The sequence below is a fragment of the Spartinivicinus ruber genome (assembly GCF_011009015.1).
Classification (GTDB): domain Bacteria; phylum Pseudomonadota; class Gammaproteobacteria; order Pseudomonadales; family Zooshikellaceae; genus Spartinivicinus; species Spartinivicinus ruber.
This window is the reverse complement of the sequence record NZ_CP048878.1, coordinates 3,856,831-3,876,364: the sequence shown is the minus strand read 5'-3', so window position 1 is coordinate 3,876,364 and position 19,534 is coordinate 3,856,831. Positions and strand designations below refer to the sequence as shown.

16 protein-coding genes are annotated in these 19,534 nt (G+C 39.8%); 10 read left to right on the top strand and 6 right to left on the bottom strand.

Annotated elements, in window-relative coordinates; genetic code table 11:
- Positions 1-9: 9 nt before the first annotated feature.
- On the bottom strand, positions 10-507 hold the full coding sequence (locus G4Y78_RS17555; RefSeq protein ID WP_163834260.1) for a DinB family protein: 498 nt from the start codon (positions 505-507) through the stop codon (positions 10-12).
- A 352-nt stretch (positions 508-859) separates the two neighbouring features.
- Here G4Y78_RS17555 and G4Y78_RS17550 point away from each other — a divergent pair, with 352 nt between their 5' ends.
- The 7 genes from G4Y78_RS17550 to G4Y78_RS17520 all read left to right on the top strand — a co-directional run bounded on the left by G4Y78_RS17550 (position 860) and on the right by G4Y78_RS17520 (position 10,064).
- Positions 860-1,432 carry a DedA family protein gene (locus G4Y78_RS17550; RefSeq protein WP_163834259.1) on the top strand — a complete coding sequence of 191 codons (573 nt, stop codon included), beginning with the start codon at positions 860-862 and terminating at the stop codon, positions 1,430-1,432.
- The gene (locus G4Y78_RS17545; RefSeq protein ID WP_230425610.1) at positions 1,429-2,592 is read left to right on the top strand and encodes an ATP-grasp domain-containing protein; all 1,164 of its coding nucleotides are present in this window, start codon (positions 1,429-1,431) and stop codon (positions 2,590-2,592) included. Before G4Y78_RS17550 ends, G4Y78_RS17545 begins: the two co-directional genes overlap by 4 nt.
- A 49-nt stretch (positions 2,593-2,641) precedes the next feature.
- A complete protein-coding gene (locus G4Y78_RS17540) occupies positions 2,642-3,082 on the top strand; it encodes a YHS domain-containing (seleno)protein (protein ID WP_163834257.1) in 441 nt (146 codons plus the stop codon).
- 140 nt (positions 3,083-3,222) lie between these two features.
- Positions 3,223-3,663: a hypothetical protein gene (locus G4Y78_RS17535; RefSeq protein WP_163834256.1), complete on the top strand. Its 441-nt coding sequence runs from the start codon at positions 3,223-3,225 to the stop codon at positions 3,661-3,663.
- A 155-nt stretch (positions 3,664-3,818) separates the two neighbouring features.
- Positions 3,819-5,615: a lysophospholipid acyltransferase family protein gene (locus G4Y78_RS17530; RefSeq protein ID WP_163834255.1), complete on the top strand. Its 1,797-nt coding sequence runs from the start codon at positions 3,819-3,821 to the stop codon at positions 5,613-5,615.
- Between the two features lie 209 nt (positions 5,616-5,824).
- Positions 5,825-6,811 carry an ABC transporter substrate-binding protein gene (locus tag G4Y78_RS17525; protein ID WP_163834254.1) on the top strand — a complete coding sequence of 329 codons (987 nt, stop codon included), beginning with the start codon at positions 5,825-5,827 and terminating at the stop codon, positions 6,809-6,811.
- Positions 6,801-10,064 (top strand): EAL domain-containing protein, encoded by a 3,264-nt coding sequence (locus G4Y78_RS17520; protein WP_163834253.1) that lies wholly within the window; start codon positions 6,801-6,803, stop codon positions 10,062-10,064. The genes G4Y78_RS17525 and G4Y78_RS17520 overlap by 11 nt, the downstream gene beginning before the upstream one ends.
- Before the next feature lie 112 nt (positions 10,065-10,176).
- On the opposite strand, the gene G4Y78_RS17515 is transcribed toward G4Y78_RS17520, so the two are convergent.
- From G4Y78_RS17515 to G4Y78_RS17500, 4 genes are all read right to left on the bottom strand, one after another.
- Positions 10,177-11,472 (bottom strand): serine hydrolase domain-containing protein, encoded by a 1,296-nt coding sequence (locus G4Y78_RS17515; protein ID WP_163834252.1) that lies wholly within the window; start codon positions 11,470-11,472, stop codon positions 10,177-10,179.
- A 165-nt stretch (positions 11,473-11,637) separates the two neighbouring features.
- Complete coding sequence (gene pntB, locus G4Y78_RS17510) at positions 11,638-13,041, bottom strand: Re/Si-specific NAD(P)(+) transhydrogenase subunit beta (RefSeq protein ID WP_163834251.1); 1,404 nt, start codon at positions 13,039-13,041, stop codon at positions 11,638-11,640.
- Between the two features lie 18 nt (positions 13,042-13,059).
- Positions 13,060-14,631: a Re/Si-specific NAD(P)(+) transhydrogenase subunit alpha gene (locus G4Y78_RS17505; protein ID WP_163834250.1), complete on the bottom strand. Its 1,572-nt coding sequence runs from the start codon at positions 14,629-14,631 to the stop codon at positions 13,060-13,062.
- Positions 14,632-14,981: 350 nt separating this feature from the next.
- Positions 14,982-15,785: a substrate-binding periplasmic protein gene (locus tag G4Y78_RS17500; protein WP_163834249.1), complete on the bottom strand. Its 804-nt coding sequence runs from the start codon at positions 15,783-15,785 to the stop codon at positions 14,982-14,984.
- 87 nt (positions 15,786-15,872) lie between these two features.
- Between G4Y78_RS17500 and G4Y78_RS17495 the strand changes: the two genes are divergently transcribed.
- The 3 genes from G4Y78_RS17495 (at position 15,873) to G4Y78_RS17485 (ending at position 18,798) form a co-directional block, all read left to right on the top strand.
- Positions 15,873-16,670, top strand: coding sequence for a substrate-binding periplasmic protein (locus G4Y78_RS17495; RefSeq protein WP_163834248.1), 798 nt, complete (start codon positions 15,873-15,875; stop codon positions 16,668-16,670).
- Between the two features lie 220 nt (positions 16,671-16,890).
- Positions 16,891-17,646, top strand: coding sequence for a substrate-binding periplasmic protein (locus tag G4Y78_RS17490; protein ID WP_163834247.1), 756 nt, complete (start codon positions 16,891-16,893; stop codon positions 17,644-17,646).
- 378 nt (positions 17,647-18,024) lie between these two features.
- Entirely contained in the window at positions 18,025-18,798 is a 774-nt protein-coding gene (locus G4Y78_RS17485; RefSeq protein WP_163834246.1) for a substrate-binding periplasmic protein, read from the top strand.
- Between the two features lie 117 nt (positions 18,799-18,915).
- Here G4Y78_RS17485 and cobO read toward each other — a convergent pair whose 3' ends face one another.
- Entirely contained in the window at positions 18,916-19,521 is a 606-nt protein-coding gene (cobO, locus tag G4Y78_RS17480) for a cob(I)yrinic acid a,c-diamide adenosyltransferase (RefSeq protein ID WP_163834245.1), read from the bottom strand.
- Positions 19,522-19,534 lie beyond the last annotated feature (13 nt).

Sequence of the window (19,534 nt, the reverse complement as noted above, 5' to 3'; positions counted from 1 at the left end):
CTTTCGAAACTACTGTTGCTGGTATTGTAAAGTAGCAGGCGCTACACCAAAAGTGTCATCAACAGGAATTTTTTTCAGTTTCAAAATAACACTAATCAAGGCGTAGTGATGCACCGCGTGGCTGGCACTAAATAAGAGTTCGCGTTGAAAACTAGTAGCACAAGTGACTGGGGATGGGTTGTCGACAACCAAACTACATAAAGTCATCGGCTGATTGTCTAAGTATAATAATCGTTCTAACCACTCCTGAAGCGCTTCTATTTGTTGCAAGGCGGCTACTGGGTTGAACTCAATGTCTGTGCCCCGTTTGCGCTGATCATAATCCAGAGGCGTTCCAGGTTCCCAGCGTTGAAGATGAAGGTAATGGTCAAGGACATGGCGAATGTGTTGGCCAATTGAGCTGTTTAAGGGCGGGATAGGGGTATGGTAGTCATCGGCTGATAACTGTTTGATAAGTTTGAATGCCTGACTTAGTACAGCAAGATTGCCTTGAATTGTGGCCTTCATAGAACTCCTTGAGAAAGTAATGCAAATAGCATATTAGCCTTTATCGAGACCTGGATACTGGGAGAAATGTTTCAAATAGCGGTACATACTAATTAATAAAAAGCTGATAAATTTGCCTTTATTTATAGTGTGTATCAATAGTGTAGCTTTATTTGACATATGCCACGAGCGGTGAGGCCAAGAAATGCTATGGGTATAGCTAAATTTACCTATAATGAGGCATCACTTTCATAACTCTGTGAAATAATTTGCATATTAGTCTGGTCTGTATTACCAGAACCGAATCACTTTCCATAGACAGTCTTAGTATGAAAACTTATGGTTAGGTTAGGCTGCTAGAAGGGTTGTTTGCATGCTTGAAACATTATTAGCGTTTTCTCAGCACCCATTGGTGCTTGCCATTTTGCTCGTGCTGGTCAGTTATGTGCTGGAAGATGTGGCGATTGTTTTGGCTGCATTGTTAGCGCTGGATGGCTATCTTCCCATCAGTTGGGGAATGACAGCCGCATTTATTGGTATTTGGAGCGGTGATTTAGGCTTGTATGGATTAGGACGTTTAGCTTGCCGTTATCAGTGGGCGCAACGCTATGTCGCCAGTCACCCCAGAGTCAAGCAATTTGGGGGGTGGTTGGCTGACCAGCTATTAGTAAAAATACTCATTTGTCGTTTAATGCCGGGATTACGCTTTCCTGGTTATGTTGCTTGTGGTTTATATCAACTATCACTTGCCACTTTTTGTTTGGCTATTTCGTTGGCCACGTTGGTATGGACAGTATTGGTGTTTGCAGGTTTTTATCTATTTGGTGAACTATTTGAAGGCTGGTTTGATCAAGCTAAATGGGGCTTGATTCCCTTGGCATTGCTGCTAATTTGGTGGTCTCGCCGTAAAGCCCAACAATCTATGGTTGAGGAGTTAACTTCGTGACAAAAGCATCGGTATATGAGAATACTCTGATTCAGCAGGCTGTTAATCCTACCTTTGCTAATCGCCCGGTGCATCCAGGCATGCCTCCCTTAGATTTATCAGGCAAAGCAGTATCCTTTTTTGAGTTTTGGCCTACACAGCTGGTTTATTTACCTGTTGTTGTACAGTGGCTAATGTTAACGCTGAAATACCGTTCGATAAATTTACCATTGATTGCTAACCCGAAAATTCCACTGGGTGGAATGGTGGGGGAAGCAAAAAGTGATGTGTTTAAATTAGCGAATGGGAAAGCCAAACAATTTATCGCGCCTGCCATTTCTTTAACGGTTGAGAAAAAAGTTGTTGCCAGCCAGCAAGTAGCGGAGATAGTAACAAGGTTAGCCAAGCAAGGGATACAACTGCCTGTCGTTGCCAAGCCTGATATTGGGTGTCGAGGAGTTGGGGTAAGAATAGTTCGTGATCAACAACAACTAGTTGATTATATTGAATATTTTCCCAATCAAGCCAGTTTAATTTTGCAGGAGTTGGTACCTTATGAAGCTGAGGCTGGGATATTTTATATTCGTTATCCTGGCAAAGAGAAAGGGGAGATTTTTTCTATTACCTTAAAATATGCACCTTATGTATTTGGTAATGGCAAGGACAATTTACAAGCGTTGATTGAAGCAGATCCACGAGCCAGTAAAGTTGCTCATCTTTATCTGAGCAGACACCAACAGCATTTGGATATAGTGCTACCCGAAGGCCAACCGTTTCGTTTAGCTTTTGCTGGCAGTCATAGCCGTGGCTCAATTTTTCGTGATGGGAAGCAATTAATTACACCAGCGTTAACTGCCAAACTGGATGAAATTACCAAAGATATTGATGAATTTTATTATGGTCGACTGGATGTGCGTTTTAAAGACGCTGAACTGCTTAAACAAGGTCGTGATTTTAAAATTGTAGAAATTAATGGTGCCAGTAGTGAAGCAACCCATATTTGGGACCGTAATGCCAGCCTGAAAGATGTCTATAAAGCACTGTTTTACCAGTATAAAACGCTGTTTGAAATTGGAGAGATAAATCGCCGACGAGGATTTAAAATACCTGGTTTGAAAGCTTTATGGCAAGCTTATAAAAAAGAAAAAAATCTGGTAGCTAGTTATCCAGCTACAGAGTAGCGATTTTCTTTGAAAAAGTTTTATTTTTTATGCAAAGAGAGGTAATACCATGAAATATTGGCTAAGTGTATTGTTTTGCTTTTGGATTAGTTCTGCATTGGCAGGAGATGCTGTTTATACTGGTTTTTTCAGTAATAAAGCGGTGAGTGGTTACGATACAGTGGCTTACTTTACGAAAAGCAAGCCAGTGAAGGGTAAAAGTCAGTATAAGTATACTTATAAAGGAGCTGAATGGTATTTTGCTAACCAAGAACACCTTGATTTATTTAAGCAAAACCCAGAGAAATATGCGCCTCAATATGGCGGCTTCTGTGCGTGGGCAGTTGCAGCCAAAAATTCTCGCGCATCAGCAGACCCTAATAACTGGAAAATTGTAAATGGAAAACTGTATTTGAATTACGATGATGGAGTGCAGCAGCAGTGGTTGCAAGATATACCTGGGTTTATTGAAAAAGGGGATAAGAACTGGCCAGGGCTCTTAGCTGAATAAAATTACTGTATAAATCCGTACCAATAGACTCACTCATCACTGAAATTCACTAACATTTGTTACATTAAATAAACAGTTGGTTTGGTAATGTAAATACTTATTCCACGTATGAGTAAGTTTTCAATAAACCGGAATATTTTATGAAACGTCATTACATTAAATGGTTGCTATGTGGTTATATCTCTTTCATATTTGTGCAATCTTTATTTTTTAAATTTTCAGATGCCTATGAGACCCAACATATTTTTGGTGTGTTAGGTGAATGGTCAGGTTTTCAGTGGTTTGCAGATTATGGCGCATATGGGGTGGGTATCGCAGAATTAATTGCATCAATTATGTTATTTATCCCAGCCGTCAGGTTATTAGGTGCTGGGTTGGCAGCAGGCGTAATGTCCGGTGCAATCTTTTTTCACCTGTTCACGCCATTGGGTATTGATATGCCTGAGTTTAATGCCCAAGGAGAAGTCGTGGGTGATGATGGTGGTTTACTGTTTATTAACGCGTGTATTGTATTTTCTTGTGCCATAGCCGTTGCTATTTGGGAATGGGTAGAAGGAAACCACTTTTTTGCTAAGCGCTGAGATATCACCACTAAATGTTTGTACATAGGGTTTGCCACGTTGCCTGACTGAAACCTGGTAGTGCGTATTGTTTGACAGCATGCACCATCAGATAACTGTTGTATGGATAGCAACTCACTGTTGTATAACAGGTTGCTCTCCAGGGGGGAGAAATCATGACACAGCAAGTGACGCCTTTTCAGCTACCCAAGCTGACCAAACTAGGTATTGTCGAGGGGGTATTAGAGCGCCTGTCTGGGCTTCGTTATTTGGATTCACTGTATCAGCGTCGCCATCTTCAAGAGCGAACCTCTGAGCCTGCTGCCTTTGCTGGCTATACCTTAGAAGCATTGGGTGTCGATTACCGGGTTGTAGAAGGGCAGGTTGAGAATATTCCCCGTGAAGGTGCTGGAGTGATAGTAGCTAACCATCCTTTTGGTGCAATTGAAGGAGTCATTTTGGCTCATCTGCTGCTACGTTATCGTCCTGATGTGAAGATTATGGCTAATCACTGGCTACAGCAAATTCCAGAATTAGCAGATGCATTCATTGGTGTTGATGTATTTGCTACCTCTGATAGTCAACGGCGCAACCGCAAAGGGTTAAAAACCGCTTTAGATTGGGTGCGTCAGGGGGGATTATTAATGATATTTCCTGCTGGTGAAGTATCCACTTTCAATTTCAGAGAGCGGCAAGTGGTTGATAAGCCCTGGAATCGTTTAGTGGCAACCATCATGCGACGAACTCAGGCATCGGTTACTCCTATATATATTTCAGGTAAAAATAGCTGGTTGTTTCATACAGCAGGATTAATTCACGCCAACTTACGAACAGGCCTGTTAGTCCGTGAAATGATCAATAAGAAAAACTGCACAATTGAGTTACATATTGGCCAGCAAATTCCTTTTAAAGAAGTGACTGCGTTAGACTCTGATCAGGCATTGACAGAGTACCTACGAATGAATACCTATTTGCTCGCCCATACACATGCCCGGTCAACCATAAGCCAGCAGCAATCAGATAAACCTGTCGCCAATAGCTTCCAACCTATTGTTCAGCCTCAACCCAAAGAAGCGTTAGCACAAAATGTAGCTGAACTTTCTGAAAGCTGTTTACTAATCGATAATGGGGAATTTAAAGTCTATTGTGCCTCTGCCAGTCAGTTACCAGTTGTGTTACCTGAAATAGGTCGGTTACGGGAGCTAACCTTTCGTGACGTTGGTGAAGGTACGGGTGAACCTGTGGATCTTGATGACTATGATCAGCACTATTTGCACTTATTTATTTGGAACCCTCAGCATCAAGCGATCGTAGGCGCTTACCGGCTAGGCAGATTAGATTGCTTAATCGCCAAGCAGGGATTGGCTGGCCTGTACACCCGTAGCTTATTCAAATATGACCAACGATTTTTGAGTAAGTTAGGTCAGGCCTTGGAAGTGGGGCGCTCCTTTGTTTGTGCAGAATATCAAAAAAGCCTGGCTCCTCTGTTTTTATTGTGGAAAGGTATCGCGACTTATGTTGTGCACAACCCTCAATATAAAACCCTGTTTGGTCCGGTGAGTATCAGTAGTGATTATCAAGAGTTTTCACGTCATTTAATGGCACGCTGTCTTTCTGCCTTTCATAAGCACGAGGTGATGGCTGAGTTTGTTAAACCAACCAACCCTTTACCTAAATATAAATCCAACTGTTGGCAACCAAGCCTGTTAAAAGGTTTGGCCGATACTCAACAACTATCCAAGCTAATTACCCGTATTGAAGGAGACAAGGGGATTCCTGTTTTGCTCAGGCAGTACTTGAAGCTCAATGGGCAATTGGTTTGCTTTAATGTTGATAAGGATTTTAATGATGCCCTGGATGGTTTGATTATTGTTGATTTACTGGCGGTGCCAGAAAAAACGTTACAACGGTATATGGGTAAAACCGGCATTAAGCAGTTTTATGATTATCACCGTTTACACCAGGTATGCTAATACCTAACCAGAATGCCCAGAACCTTTAATGCCCGATGAAGTTTTAGGGCTAAGCATGCTGGGGTTGATAACAGCCCTAGCATGTATTTGTTTTCTGCCTTTCTCTTAATTTTTCCATTCTAGCTAGCCAACTTTACGCATGCAGCACTAGCTGTGACTGCTACAATTAGTGGAATCTGTCAGACAGAAGAATGATTATAAGTAATTAAATGCATAGCATGTGCCGAATTACAGTAGCTGTTGTTCGGTGGTTGTGGCTACTGCTTACTTTGTCTTTATTGTTAGCCTGTAAACCACCTCAGTCTCACCTTCGGGTCGGTACCACGGTGGATATTGGTAATGAAACCCTATTTCTTGCCCGTGAGTTGGACTATTATGATCAAACCCCTATTCATTTAGTTGAATTTACCTCTCGTAACCAGGTAATTAATGCACTGCATTCCGAAACCATTGAAGCTGCCATTCTTTATTTGGATGAAGTCATTAAGCTGCTGCAATCAGAGCTATCATTAAAAGTGATACTGGTGCTGTCCGTTTCCCATGGAGCAAATGCACTGGTGACTCAGCCAGGTATTAAACAAATTAAAGACTTGAAAGGACGTAGGGTTGGGTCCAGTCAAAATGCTGAAAGTATTTGGTTGTTGGAGCAAGCATTAATCAGTGCAGGAATTGACTTTAAAGAAATCAGCTTAATTCCAATTCATCACAACGAGCATATTAATGCCTATAATCGTCAGCTAGTAGATGGTGTGGTGACCTTTGAGCCTTTTCTGTCTCGATTAGAAAAGCAGGGTGCAACAGTGCAGTTTGATAGCTCACGCATGTCGAACAAAATTATGCAAGTATTAGTTGTTCGGGAAAATGTCATTGATCAACATCAACAGTCAATTAAGCTGCTACTACAAGGTTATTTTAAAGCAGTAGAATATATTACTTATAATCAACGCCACGCAATTAATTTAATTGCGCCACGCATGACAATTTCCACGAGTACCATAGAACAAGTTTATAAAAAAATAAAAGTGATAGGATGGGAAGACAATCAACGGCTATTGGTTGGAGACCCACCGATAGTCAGGTTAACCATTGAGTCTTTACAAAGGGTAATGCTTAGCCACGGTTTGACGCAAAGGATTTTGCTGGTTGATGAGGTAGTTGATAGTCGTTGGATAAGGGAAACTACCGATGCTCAGTAGCGTGCGACTATTATCACTGCGTTTGGTCATTCCCTTATTTGTATTAGTTTTATTTGGGGTACTGATAACAGGAATTTTATTATGGGATGCGCAAAATGCATTAGATCAGAAAGAACAAGAAGCCTTAATTCAGGTAAAGAGAGAAATTACCTTATTGCAGCAAAAAATGTCAGAAGCATTTGTTGATGGTGATTGGCGGGAAGCAGAAGAATTTTTAGTTTATTTTGGTGTTTATCCTGAATTTAATAGCCTAGTATTAGTAACACCCAGCAAAGAAATTCTCTATGCCACACGGTTTGCCTGGAAAGACCAACCTGTTGTATCTGTCTTACCTTACTTTGATATTAGCCAGTTTGCCATGGTACAACTGCAGTATAAGCCTATTTATGTGAAAAATGAGAAACAACGTTTGGTGCAAGGTTATATTCCAGTTGAATTAGGCATACGAGATCAGGAGTTACGTTCCAGTCAATTAGCCGTATTATATATAGAGTATGATTTAAACCAACTGCATCAACTGGTCTGGTATAATTTTTGGACTCACTCCATGGTGCTACTATTGGCAGGGTTAGTAACAGCTTTGGCCTTATTATGGGGACTATCTTATTGGGTAATTAACCCAATTAAAGTATTAGTAAATGCAGCTAAACGGGTGGGTAAGGGTAGTTATGATGTGCATGTGCAATTGGATGAGAGCCGTGAATTTAATAAATTAGGGCGTACTTTGAATTTATTGACCCATGAAGTACGCCGTAATATGACAGAACTGGCTGAGCGAAAAGCCCGCTTTGATGATTTCTTACAATCTGGCCTGATTGGCATGGCAATCATTAAGCCAAACATGCATTGGCAGGAATTTAATAATCGTTTATGTGAAATTCTTCATTATCAACCTGAGGAAATGATGGAGCAAGACTGGTTTGAATTAACCCATCCTGATGATCGGGAAACAGAGCGACAGTTATTGCGTAAAGTATTATCCGGGAAACGGGAAAGTTATACTTTGGATAAACGCATGTGTTGTTGTGATGATGAAGTAGTGTATGTTTCTGTCAATACTAAATGTGTTAGAGAGTTATCTGGGAAGCCTGACTATTTTGTGTTATTTGTTCAGGATATTACAGAAAGGAAAAACTCAGAAATTGCGTTAATTGAAGAGCAAGCACTATTTAATACTATTTTAGATAATATCGTAGATGGAATAGCAGTATGCAACCGTGAGGGAATTTTAACACTATTTAATAAAAGCTTGCAGTGCAACTATGGTCTACCGTTTAAACGACTACCACCGGAAAAATGGCTGGAACATTACTCCGTTTATCAGGCTGATGGCAAAACACCTATGGAACTCAGTCAATTACCGCTGTTTCGTGCTTTACACGGTGAACAAGTAAATGATGTGGAAATGGTCTTTATTGGGGAAAATCAGCAGCCCATTGTGGTATTGGCCAGTAGTAATCCATTAATCAATGCGGCGGGTAAAAAATTAGGGGCAGTGGCTTCTTATCATAATATTACTCAACGGGTTCATGCTGAAGCCGAAATGCGCTTGGCAGCTATTGCGTTTGAAACCCATGAAGCCATTATGATTACCGACCATCAACACAAAATACTGCGGGTTAATAATGCCTTTACTGAAATTACGGGGTATAACAGTGATGAGGTTATAGACTGTACACCTGATTTATTGAGCTCTGGTCAACATGATGATCAGTTTTTTCAGGCGATTGAAAAGTCATTGGCAGAGAGCGGGCATTGGGAAGGGGAAATTTGGAATCGACGGAAAAACCGCGAAATTTACCCTCAGTGGGAAACCATTACAGCAGTTAAAAATAAATATGATCAAGTGACTCATTATGTATCAACATTTGAAGACTTAACGGAACGTTTACAATCAGAAGCAGAAATTCAACGACTGGCTTTTTTTGATAGTTTAACAGGATTACCCAACCGTCGTTATTTGGATGAGCAGTTACAGAGTGAGTGCCTAAAATCACTCAGTACCCGTTTAGTGGGAGCTTTACTGATTGTAGATTTGGACCACTTTAAAACTATTAACGACTCCCGTGGCCATCAGATTGGTGATGAGCTATTAAAGCAAGTGGCAGAACGGTTAACGTTAGTTATGGAAGAAGACCACACCTTAGCCAGACAGGGCGGTGATGAGTTTGTTATTTTAATGGAAGGCTTTTCAACTGATAGTGACTATGCAGTACAACAGGTGACAGAACTTGCCATTGGTTTATTAGAGCAATTACATCATCCTTTTATTATTCAAGGCGAAAACTTTCATATCACGGGTAGCATAGGGATTGCAACTTATCCATTTACAGCAGATAACCCCATTGATTTGTTGAAGCGAGCTGATGCAGCTCTGCATCGTGCTAAAGAAGCAGGTCGAAATACTATTCAATTTTTCTCAGAGGATATGCAACAAGAGGCAGATAAACGCTTACAATTGCATAATGAGTTGCGTCAGGCCATTGAAACTGAACAATTAATTTTATATTTTCAGCCCCAGGTGTCAGTGGATGAGGAGTATGTGGTAGGAGCAGAAGTGTTAGTGCGGTGGCTACACCCTGAACGGGGAATTGTCTCACCTGCTGACTTTATTCCTTATGCAGAAGAAACAGGGCTTATTTATCCACTCGGAATGTGGGTAATTCGGCAAATGTGTCAGTTAGTTCATTTTTGGATGGCTGAAACCAGTGGCTGCTCGGTGCAGCATTTTTCTGTTAATATTAGTCCTTATCAGTTTTATCATCCTGATTTTATACCAGAAGTTATCAAAATTCTTGAGTTAACCAAGGTACCTGGTAACTATCTTATGTTCGAAATCACTGAAGGATTGGTGCTGGATAATGTACAGGATACGGTACAGAAAATGGAAAAACTCAGAGAGCTGGGGATTCAGTTTTCAATTGATGATTTTGGTACCGGTTATTCTTCACTCAGTTACCTACGCAAACTGCCTTTGGATGAATTAAAAGTTGATAAGTCATTTATCGACCAAGTATTACACGATAACAGTAACCAAGTGATTGTAGAAACCATTATTTCCATGGCTCAGCATTTACAGTTAAAGGTGGTTGCTGAAGGAGTAGAAACCTCTGGTCAGCTGGACTTTTTAAAGAAACAACATTGTGATTTATACCAAGGTTATTACTTTTCACCACCTTTGCCCTATGCAGAATTCAGACAGCGTTGTGCAAAGGACATTAAAAAAAATAGCCGGCACAAAACATCAGAGTAAAAAATTTTATATAAATCCACTTCCTGGTGGAAACATTGCCAGGCAAAAATAAATATTAATAAGTCGAATTGAAAAATTATTTTTAAGATAAGAACTCTTACTAAAAAACTAATTACAATTGAAGTAAATGGTTAGCAATTGTTTGATAAACTTTTGGACCAATAAACTCATTGTTGTAACTCTCTGCTTCGGGATCGGAGGATTGCTTTATGATCACCATATTTGCAACTGGGTCAAGGTATATAAGCTGGCCATGCACACCAAGTGCTGCCACTGCTTTATGTGCATTATTGAATGTCCACCACTGATCATGATAAGAATAGCCAATGGTTTGATACCATTCGTCCTGATAGTGTTTATTGAAAAAGGAAGGGTTTCCTGCTTTTAAAATACGTGTAGCAACTTGTTTAGGTAAAATTTGCTGATTATTAAAATAACCTTTCTGGAGAATCATTTGACCAAATCGTGCTGCATCGCGGAGAGTTATACTAAGGCCGCCAGATGCCATTTCAGTACTGGTGTTATCTAACCAATAATAACCATCACGTTCAGCACCTAACCTTGACCATATATTTGTATGAAGTACTTTGCTTAATGTCTGGTTGCTTACACGAGAAATAATCCAACCTAATACTTCTGTGGTCGGTGTTGCATAATGAAAAGCTTCGCCATGCTTGCCATCTTTTTGAAGTGTTTTTAGAAAACTATAGATTGATGTTGCTTGTTGTATATTTGATGTTAAACCTTTAACACCGATAGCAGTGGCAAATCTCCAAATATCTGCATTTGGGTCAGAGTACGTCTCATTAAATTGAATATTATTAGTCATATCTAAAATTTGCTGAACAGTCGCATCAGCAAAACCACTATTTTCTAATTCAGGTATATAATGTTTTACAGAAGCTGTTAAATCGATTAAACCCTGGTTGGCGAGGAGTAAAGTAAGAGTTCCGGTAAATGATTTTGTTACTGAGAACATTTGATGCTGTGTATAGGGCTTCATTTCATTGAAGTATTTTTCAAACACTAACACCCCATTGTGAAGGACTAAAAAGCCATCTGTATAACTGTTTCGTAACCAATCATCGATGGTTATTTTTTTATTTTGGGCTAATGAAATTTCAAGTAAACCTAAGTTGGCTGGGTTTGATTTTAATGGTATTGTTGTGCCACTTCCTTTAAATACCTCCCGAGTAGGCATTAGCTCTCTTATATGCTGCAAAGACCACCGATTAAATGGTGGTTGAATAAAGTTACTCTGATTGACCTGTTTGTTGGCTAAAGGAGGAGAGCCTTTCATTAAGCCTAATTCTTCAGCTGTTTTGTAGTTTTCATTTAGTATAGTGGTTGCTGCTACATTTGATGCTAAGAATATGCTGATAAATAAACAGATAAATAGTTTTAACATAATATTCCATTTATGTTTATATTTGATTTTTATTATTCTAATAATTAAATTTACTGTTAAATTTTGCTCTATTGCCTTCAGACGTTAGCGCATGTGAAGGAAATAGAGCAAGCTGTTTATTTTGAATGATCCGAGCTTATGGTCCCTAAAGGAATACTCTTCGGATTAGCCTGTTGCTAAATCCCTTAATACAGCTTGTACGCTATCTTTGGCATCACCAAATAACATTCGGGAATTCTCTTTAACGAATAGTGGGTTAGCAACACCCGCATAACCAGAGGCCATAGAGCGTTTTAATACAACGACTTTTCTCGCTTTCCATACTTCTAAAACTGGCATGCCAGCGATTGGAGAACCAGGCTTTTCAACTGCATCAGGGTTTACCGTATCATTGGCACCAATGACTAATACGACATCTGTTTCTGGAAAATCACTGTTGATTTCGTTCATATCCAACACAATGTCGTAGGGTACATCAGCTTCAGCCAATAAGACATTCATATGACCTGGCAGCCGGCCTGCGACCGGGTGAATGCCAAATCGAACACTTTTCCCCTGTTTGCGTAGATTGTTTGTTAGCTCGCTAACTGCCATTTGGGCATGTGCGACAGCCATGCCAAATCCTGGCACAATAATGATATTATTGGCTTCAGCAAGATAATCTGCCACTTCCTCATGACCAATAGAAACGGGTTCACCTTGATCATTTTCAACGCTAGCAACCATTTCACCTTCGCCAGTGCCGAAACCACCTAAAATGACACTAATAAATGAGCGGTTCATTCCACGACACATGATGTAACTTAAGATAGCACCTGATGAACCAACTAAAGCACCTGTAACGATCAATAAGTTATTTGCTAACATAAACCCTGTGGCAGCTGCAGCCCAACCAGAATAACTATTAAGCATGGAAATGACGACAGGCATATCTGCACCACCAATAGCAGCCACTAAATGGATGCCAAGTAATAGAGCAATGATGGTCATGATCAATAAATAAAAAGTGTTGGCACCACTGTAACTGGCAGGTACAAATTCCATCCCAAGCCAAATGGTTACCAATAATGCACCTAAATTGAGTAAATGACGAAAGGGCAACATTAATGGCTTACCAGAAATGGTCCCTTGTAATTTTCCAAAAGCCACAATTGAACCTGTAAAGGTAATGGCACCAATAAAAATACCTAAATACAGTTCTATATTGTGAATAATGTGGGCTGCACCAGTGGTGGTCACTTTATCTGATACTAAGTAGCCTGACCAACCAATTAAGACAGCAGCTAACCCAACAAAGCTATGTAATAATGCTACCATTTGAGGCATTGCTGTCATTTGTACTCTTTTGGCCAGGATAAATCCAACCGAAGCACCAACTAACATAGCAAAGATAATCAAGCCATAAGACTCGACGTAGGCACTCATTACTGTAGCTAAAATAGCCACTACCATACCTGTCATGCCGTATATATTACCACGTTTCGCTGTTTCCTGAGTACTTAAGCCTCCCAGGCTTAAAATAAACATGACGGCCGCAAATAAATAGGCCATTGCAATCATTCCGGTCATTTCTTGTCGCCTCTTATTTTATTTACGGAACATTTTCAACATGCGATGGGTAACAAAAAAACCACCGGCAATATTAATGGTGGCAATGAGCACAGCGATGAATGCTAAAAAGGTAATCACGCCTGAACCAGAACCTGTAATTTGTAATAAGGCCCCAACTACAACAATACCTGATATAGCATTGGTGACGCTCATTAATGGTGTGTGTAATGAGTGACTGACATTCCAGATAACTTGCCATCCAATAAAAATGGATAATATAAAAACAGTGAAGTGAGTGACGAACTCTGGTGGCGCTGATTTGCCAATGCCTAGCAAGCATAAACCTGCGACCAGCCAAAAAGCAATGAGCTGTTTGGTTGTGGTTTTTTTATCGTGAATTTTCTCCGGTTGGGTAGTTTGTGCTGTGACAGTAGACTGTGACTTTGCCTGAGCTGAAGTTGGTGCTGGCGTAGGTATTGATGGCTGGATGGGGGGCGGAGGCCAAGTGATATTTCCATCTTTCACCACAGTGGTTGCCCGGATTACCTCGTCATCAAAATTAATATTAATCGTACCATTTTTTTCAGGCGAGAGTTCCGACAGTAAATGTACTAAGTTAGTTGCATATAAGGTTGATGCCTGGGTAGGCGATAGACTAGGTAAATTGGTATAACCAATAATAGTTACACCATGTTTTATTACTTTTTCACCTGGTTCAGTGAGTTCACAGTTGCCACCTTGCTGAGAGGCTAAATCCACAATGACAGATCCTTCTTTCATTGTTTCAACCATATCGGCTAACCACAATTTAGGTGCAGGTTTACCTGGAATCAGGGCAGTGGTAATAACTATGTCGACATCTTTTGCCTGCTCTCTAAATAATGCCATTTCTGCATCAATAAAGCTTTGGGACATTTCTTTGGCATAGCCACCGCTACCACTGCCGTCCTCTTCAATATCAACAGTTAAAAACTCACCACCTAAAGACTCTACTTGTTCTTTTACAATAGGGCGGGTATCGAAGGCTTTCACAATAGCACCCATGCTTTTTGCAGTACCAACCGCGGCCAACCCGGCAACCCCAGCCCCAATGATTAAAATTTTGGCGGGTGGGACTTTTCCAGCAGCAGTAATTTGTCCAGTAAAAAAGCGACCAAAGTTATGGGCCGCTTCAATAACAGCACGGTAGCCGGCAATATTGGCCATAGAACTGAGAGCATCCAACTTTTGGGCTCGGGATATTCGGGGCACGCAGTCAATAGCAAGCGTGTTGATTTGTTTTTCCGACAAGGTTATTAAGTAGTCTTCATTTTGAGCTGGTGATATAAAGCAAATAAGTGTCGTATTAGGTTTAATGTGGTTTAGCTCATCTAAATTAGGGGCTTCTACTTTAAAAATAATGTCAGCACTTGCTAATAACTTGGATTGGTCATCTTCAAGGGTAGCACCTGCTGTTTCATATTGGTGGTCTGGAAACTTGGCTGCAGCACCAGCATTGTTTTCAACGGAAACACTAAAGCCCATTTGAACAAGCTGTTGAACACTGGCTGGCGTAGCTGCCACCCGGGACTCCAGAGGGTTGGACTCCTTTGGTATGGCAATGTGCATGATGGTTTACTCCTTCCTGATTATGGACGACTGGGTATATTTGCTGGTTGTTATTTTTTTGCGTAATACGACACTATTTTGACATACTTATCATCACTACAGGGTTACAAACGACTTACGTTTTTATAGCGATAAAATGTCATTTATATGTCGTTTACTCTTTACTTTCGCTATACAAGGTAAATAGGTTCGAGGCAATGCATATCGTAAGCTAATTTATACCTAAGTCTTGATGCATTGAAATGGCTATTTGCGACACCCTTTTAAGGTATTGCTTGTGGTAGAGGTGGAGTAAAATACTTTCAACTAACACCTAAAAGTTCTTCGCGAAAAGTATGTAAACTGGTTCATTACTCCGGAGGAGACTGTATATCATAAAAACCATTGATTAATTGCTTATATAAATACGAATATGTGCCATTTTTCTTTATATTGTTTAGGCCATCGTTAAATTTTTTTACCAATAGTTTATTGCTAGGTATTTTTTTATTAATAATTAAAAAATATTCCCGAGTTTGGATTACTTTAGGAGCGCTGGTGATTAGCGCTCTTTGTAGAGTAGAAAATTGAGTACGTAAGTAATACTGGCCAACCTGTTTTACCTGGGGAACAGCATCAATACGCTTACCTAATAGCCGGTTAAATAAGTCAAAGTAGTTTCCTGCTCGTTCTAAGCGTAAAATTCCCTGTTGTGCTGCTTTTTCAAAGGTAGGATATGTTGTATGTTGGGTACCACCTATTACTTTCCCACGTAAATCATTAATATGTTGCCATGTTTCAAGTGGTGTCGTTTTTAGATGAAATAATACTTCTTGATCTTGAACAACTGGATCTGAGTAGAAAAAACTTTTAGCTCGTTTGGGGGTATATACCCAAACCACTGTACCATGCCATATTTTCTTGATGCCTTTACCTGTAAGTGCATAATGATAGGCACGAGTCCAGGGAAAAAAGCTATAATTCACTTTAATATCAACAGTCGCAAAAGCCTTGGTCACTATATGAGAGGCAAAACCGTAATGAGGTAAGCTTTGGCTGAGATACGGTGGCCATTCACCATTAGTTAAGTTGATAGTAATATTGGTTTTTGCAGAAAGGCTTTGGGTAACCAGTAACCACAGGTTAATAGTGAATAAAGTGGGTTTAATTATCATGACCTATGAAAAGTTTGTTCTTGTCTGTTGAATTAGTTTTTCAAGTTTATACTTATACTCCAAGTTTAACAGTTTTTGGGATAGTATATGAAAGGCTATGTTAGCAATCTCCTATTGTTAATCCTTGTATATACGTTATCAATTGCAGCATTCTACACAGCGCATTTAGAAAATGCTTTAAGCTGTGAGTTAACTATTTTCGGTAATGCTAATAAGCCACCTAAAAATTACCTTGATGAGCATGGCAAACCTCAGGGTATCTTGGTGGATATGATGTATTACGTTGGTAAGCAGATGGACTGCCAGTTTGAAGTTCGGCTTTATCCATGGAAGCGGGCATATAAATATGCTTTGGCAGGGAAAGGAGGAATTATCGGCTTTTCCAAGAATTCTGAGCGGCTCGAACTATTCGATTACTCTGATATCATGTTCTACGACGATATGGTTTTAGTGACGACTAAACAAGGAAAGTTTCAATATAGTAAAATTGAAGACCTGCGTGGTAAAACAATAAGTGTTACCCTGGGAGCAAGCTTTGGTGATGACTTTGATAATGCGGTTGCAACCCGGTTATTTACGGTACGAGCAAGTACATCCCCTGAAGATCGTCTATTGCTGTTATTATCCAATCAAGTTGATGCGGTACTATTAGGGCCTGGGAAACTTGGATTACAAGCGGCAATTGCTCGAAATAAGAAATTAGGGCTACAGAAAGATCAATTTGTCATGCTGCCCAAGCCATTTAAACGGGACCCTAACTTTTTAGGTGTCGCTAAAAAGTTGAACAAAAAGCAGTTCTTAATCCGTTTTAATAAAGCGCTGCTCGAAGGTTTTAATTCAGGTAAATTCGATGAAATTATTTTCCGGTATTTAACTGCTAAATAACGGGTTTTTATCAACTTTCATATCTTTCATGTAATCTGCCTCTATTGATTGATTCTGGTGATTAGAATAGCGGTACGTATATTTTAAATTCTCATTGTTAAGTTTATAGATATAGCCAAATTACCAAATTTTGATTTTTTTTAATATAGTGATGTTTTTTTGAAAAGCAGTGCTAGACTTGAAAACAGTTGATTGTAGTAGCTGCTGAAGGGGCTTAACCATGAAAGCACTAATTGGCCTGATTTTTACTGTATTAGCTTTACCTGTATGGGCAGACCCAACCCAAGGAATCACCTACATTACGGAAGAGTTCCCACCTTATAATTTTAAAGGGGAAAATGGCGAGGCAGTTGGGATGAATAGTGATATCTTAGTGGCTATGCTAGAAAAGCTGCAAAGTAGTCAGGCAAGAAAAGATATTAAAATTCAGCCTTGGGTGAGAGGCTATCGAACTACCCAAGAGCCAGGTAACTTAAACGTTCTCTATTCTACAACTCGCACAGAAAAACGTGAGGATTTATTTAAGTGGGTTGGACCACTGTCAAAAGGCTCAAATGATTTGATCGTACTTAAAGGCAACCCTAAAAAAGTGATGATCAATTCTGAGGAGGATTATAAGAAGTTTAAGTTTGCAGCCATTCGTGATGACTTGGGTGAGCTTTTATTAAAAGAAAAGGGTGTGCCTAAAAAGAATATTTCGCAATCAACTAACTTTTTTGCAATGATTAAAAAACTGCAAGATGGTAAAGTAGATGCTATTTCGTACAATGGTACTGTTGCCAAGTGGCTGATCAAAAAAGAAGGCTTAAATACAGCTGATTTTGAAAGTGCAGTAACAACCCCGATAGGAGAGCACTATTTTGCGTTTAATAAAACCATTGATGATGAAGTAGTAAAAGCACATCAAAAAGCACTTGAAGAAGTGATGGCAGATAAAGGATTTGTTCAGTCCGTGCAAGATAAGTATCTAAAATAATAACATTGTTTATCATGCATGGTTACATTAGGGAGTAGTTAAAAGAATGCCCTTATTAGTGAGGGCATTTCTTTTATTAAATGAAAGTTGCCTAAAATCGTTGCAAAGCAGTTTCGAAATAGTGGTTAGGAATTGCTAATTTAGAATGCTTTGATGTTTTTGTGGTTGTTGAATAACATACCCAGAGTGTCGGCTATATTCGATGATATATGAGTATAAAGTGTTCACTTGTTGTGCTTGCAATAAACACTATTTAAATAATAGTATGGTATTTAATGGTACGTAGAAAGTACTGCCCGGAAATAACTCGCAATAGATCGGAAGTTACTTAGTTGGTCTGAAATAATAGTTATAAACAGATGGTGAGGATGTAGTAAAATGGCAGTAAAACTAAAGTTAAACACGCTTTGTGTCGCCATATTTTTGAGTTTTTTGTTGTTTGCCACCACCAATAGAGCAGCTGAAACGGAAAAAAGCTTTCGAGTGATATTGCTGACGGAAAACTATCCTCCTTATAATATGAGTGTTAATGATAAAAACTTTGCCAGGGGAGATAATGTTGATGGTTTGGCGACGGATATTGTCAGAGAGATGTTCAAGCGAGCAGGTATCAAGTATTCATTAAGCCTTCGTTTTCCTTGGAAGCGGATTTTTGAACTGACTGTTCAAAAAAGGCGGTACGGACTTTTTTCTACTTCCCGCACCCCTGAAAGAGAGGAACTGTTTAAGTGGGTTGGCCCAATTGCTTCTAGTGACTGGGTGATGATGGCATTAAAAAGCAGTGACATCTCAATTAGTAGCCTTGATGGTGCAAGGCCTTATCGCGTGGGTGGCTATAAAGGGGATGCGAAAGCTAAGTATCTGGAATCAAAAAACTTTAAGTTACACTTGTCATTTCGAGATAATGAAAATATTAAAAAACTTCAAACCGGTAAAATTGATCTTTGGGCAACAGGTGATTTATCTGGACGTTATCTGGCCGCACAAGAAAACGTTCGAGATTTAAAGAAAGTCTTTACCTTTAAAAAGAGCCAACTTTATTTAGCTATGAATAAAGAAACACCTGATGCAGTAGTTAATGCATTACAAAAAGCGCTGGATTCAATGGAGCAAGATGGTACTAAGGAAAAAATTACGAATGATTATTTGTAAGCACTATTAGCCAATAGATCAGATTTTCTACCACAGCAAGGATGCTGCTAGCCCCTAGTTACCATCTCACTCACTTTCAAACCTATTTGTCTTAAGTTGATTTGATACCGGAAAACTTTACCAATCAATCCCCTGTTGGGCTTTAATCCCTGTATCAAAAGCATGCTTCACGGGTTTTATTTCACTTACCGTTTCAGCTAATTCAATTAATGCTTTCGGGCAGCCGCGGCCGGTGATTATAACCGACTGCTGTTTAGGCCGGTTTTGTAAGGCGGTAATGACTTCATTTTCATCCAAATAGCCATAACGAATCATATAGGTGAGTTCATCCAACAACACCAGTCGTAGTTCTGGGTTAGTGAGCATGGCTTTGCCGGATTGCCAGACCGCTTGGGCAGCGGCGGTGTCTTTTTCTTTATCCTGGGTATCCCAGGTAAAGCCGGTAGCCATAACATGAAAGTCCACTCCATGTTGCTCCAGTAAATCCCTTTCTCCGCAAGCCCAGGTGCCTTTAATAAACTGAATCACACCCGCTTTAAAACCATGGCCCACACAGCGGGCCACATTGCCAAAACCGGCGGTACTTTTACCTTTACCATTACCCGTGAGCACAATAATAATGCCACGTTCTTCTGTTGCTTCAGCCACTTTTTGATCAATATGGGCTTTTTTCTTCGCCATCCGGGCTTGGTAACGGGCTTTTTCTTCGTCGGTTTGAGTCATAATATACGGCGTT

Bases quoted from the DNA above. Each gene is read 5' to 3' on its own strand.
- G4Y78_RS17485 (WP_163834246.1), top strand. From the start codon at position 18,025: ATGGCAGTAAAACTAAAGTTAAACACGCTTTGTGTCGCCATATTTTTG.
- G4Y78_RS17540 (WP_163834257.1), top strand. From the start codon at position 2,642: ATGAAATATTGGCTAAGTGTATTGTTTTGCTTTTGGATTAGTTCTGCA.
- G4Y78_RS17550 (WP_163834259.1), top strand. From the start codon at position 860: ATGCTTGAAACATTATTAGCGTTTTCTCAGCACCCATTGGTGCTTGCC.
- G4Y78_RS17505 (WP_163834250.1), bottom strand. From the start codon at position 14,631: ATGCACATTGCCATACCAAAGGAGTCCAACCCTCTGGAGTCCCGGGTG.
- G4Y78_RS17555 (WP_163834260.1), bottom strand. From the start codon at position 507: ATGAAGGCCACAATTCAAGGCAATCTTGCTGTACTAAGTCAGGCATTC.
- G4Y78_RS17515 (WP_163834252.1), bottom strand. From the start codon at position 11,472: ATGTTAAAACTATTTATCTGTTTATTTATCAGCATATTCTTAGCATCA.
- pntB (WP_163834251.1), bottom strand. From the start codon at position 13,041: ATGACCGGAATGATTGCAATGGCCTATTTATTTGCGGCCGTCATGTTT.
- G4Y78_RS17530 (WP_163834255.1), top strand. From the start codon at position 3,819: ATGACACAGCAAGTGACGCCTTTTCAGCTACCCAAGCTGACCAAACTA.
- G4Y78_RS17535 (WP_163834256.1), top strand. From the start codon at position 3,223: ATGAAACGTCATTACATTAAATGGTTGCTATGTGGTTATATCTCTTTC.
- G4Y78_RS17520 (WP_163834253.1), top strand. From the start codon at position 6,801: ATGCTCAGTAGCGTGCGACTATTATCACTGCGTTTGGTCATTCCCTTA.
- G4Y78_RS17500 (WP_163834249.1), bottom strand. From the start codon at position 15,785: ATGATAATTAAACCCACTTTATTCACTATTAACCTGTGGTTACTGGTT.
- cobO (WP_163834245.1), bottom strand. From the start codon at position 19,521: ATGACTCAAACCGACGAAGAAAAAGCCCGTTACCAAGCCCGGATGGCG.
- G4Y78_RS17490 (WP_163834247.1), top strand. From the start codon at position 16,891: ATGAAAGCACTAATTGGCCTGATTTTTACTGTATTAGCTTTACCTGTA.
- G4Y78_RS17525 (WP_163834254.1), top strand. From the start codon at position 5,825: ATGCATAGCATGTGCCGAATTACAGTAGCTGTTGTTCGGTGGTTGTGG.
- G4Y78_RS17495 (WP_163834248.1), top strand. From the start codon at position 15,873: ATGAAAGGCTATGTTAGCAATCTCCTATTGTTAATCCTTGTATATACG.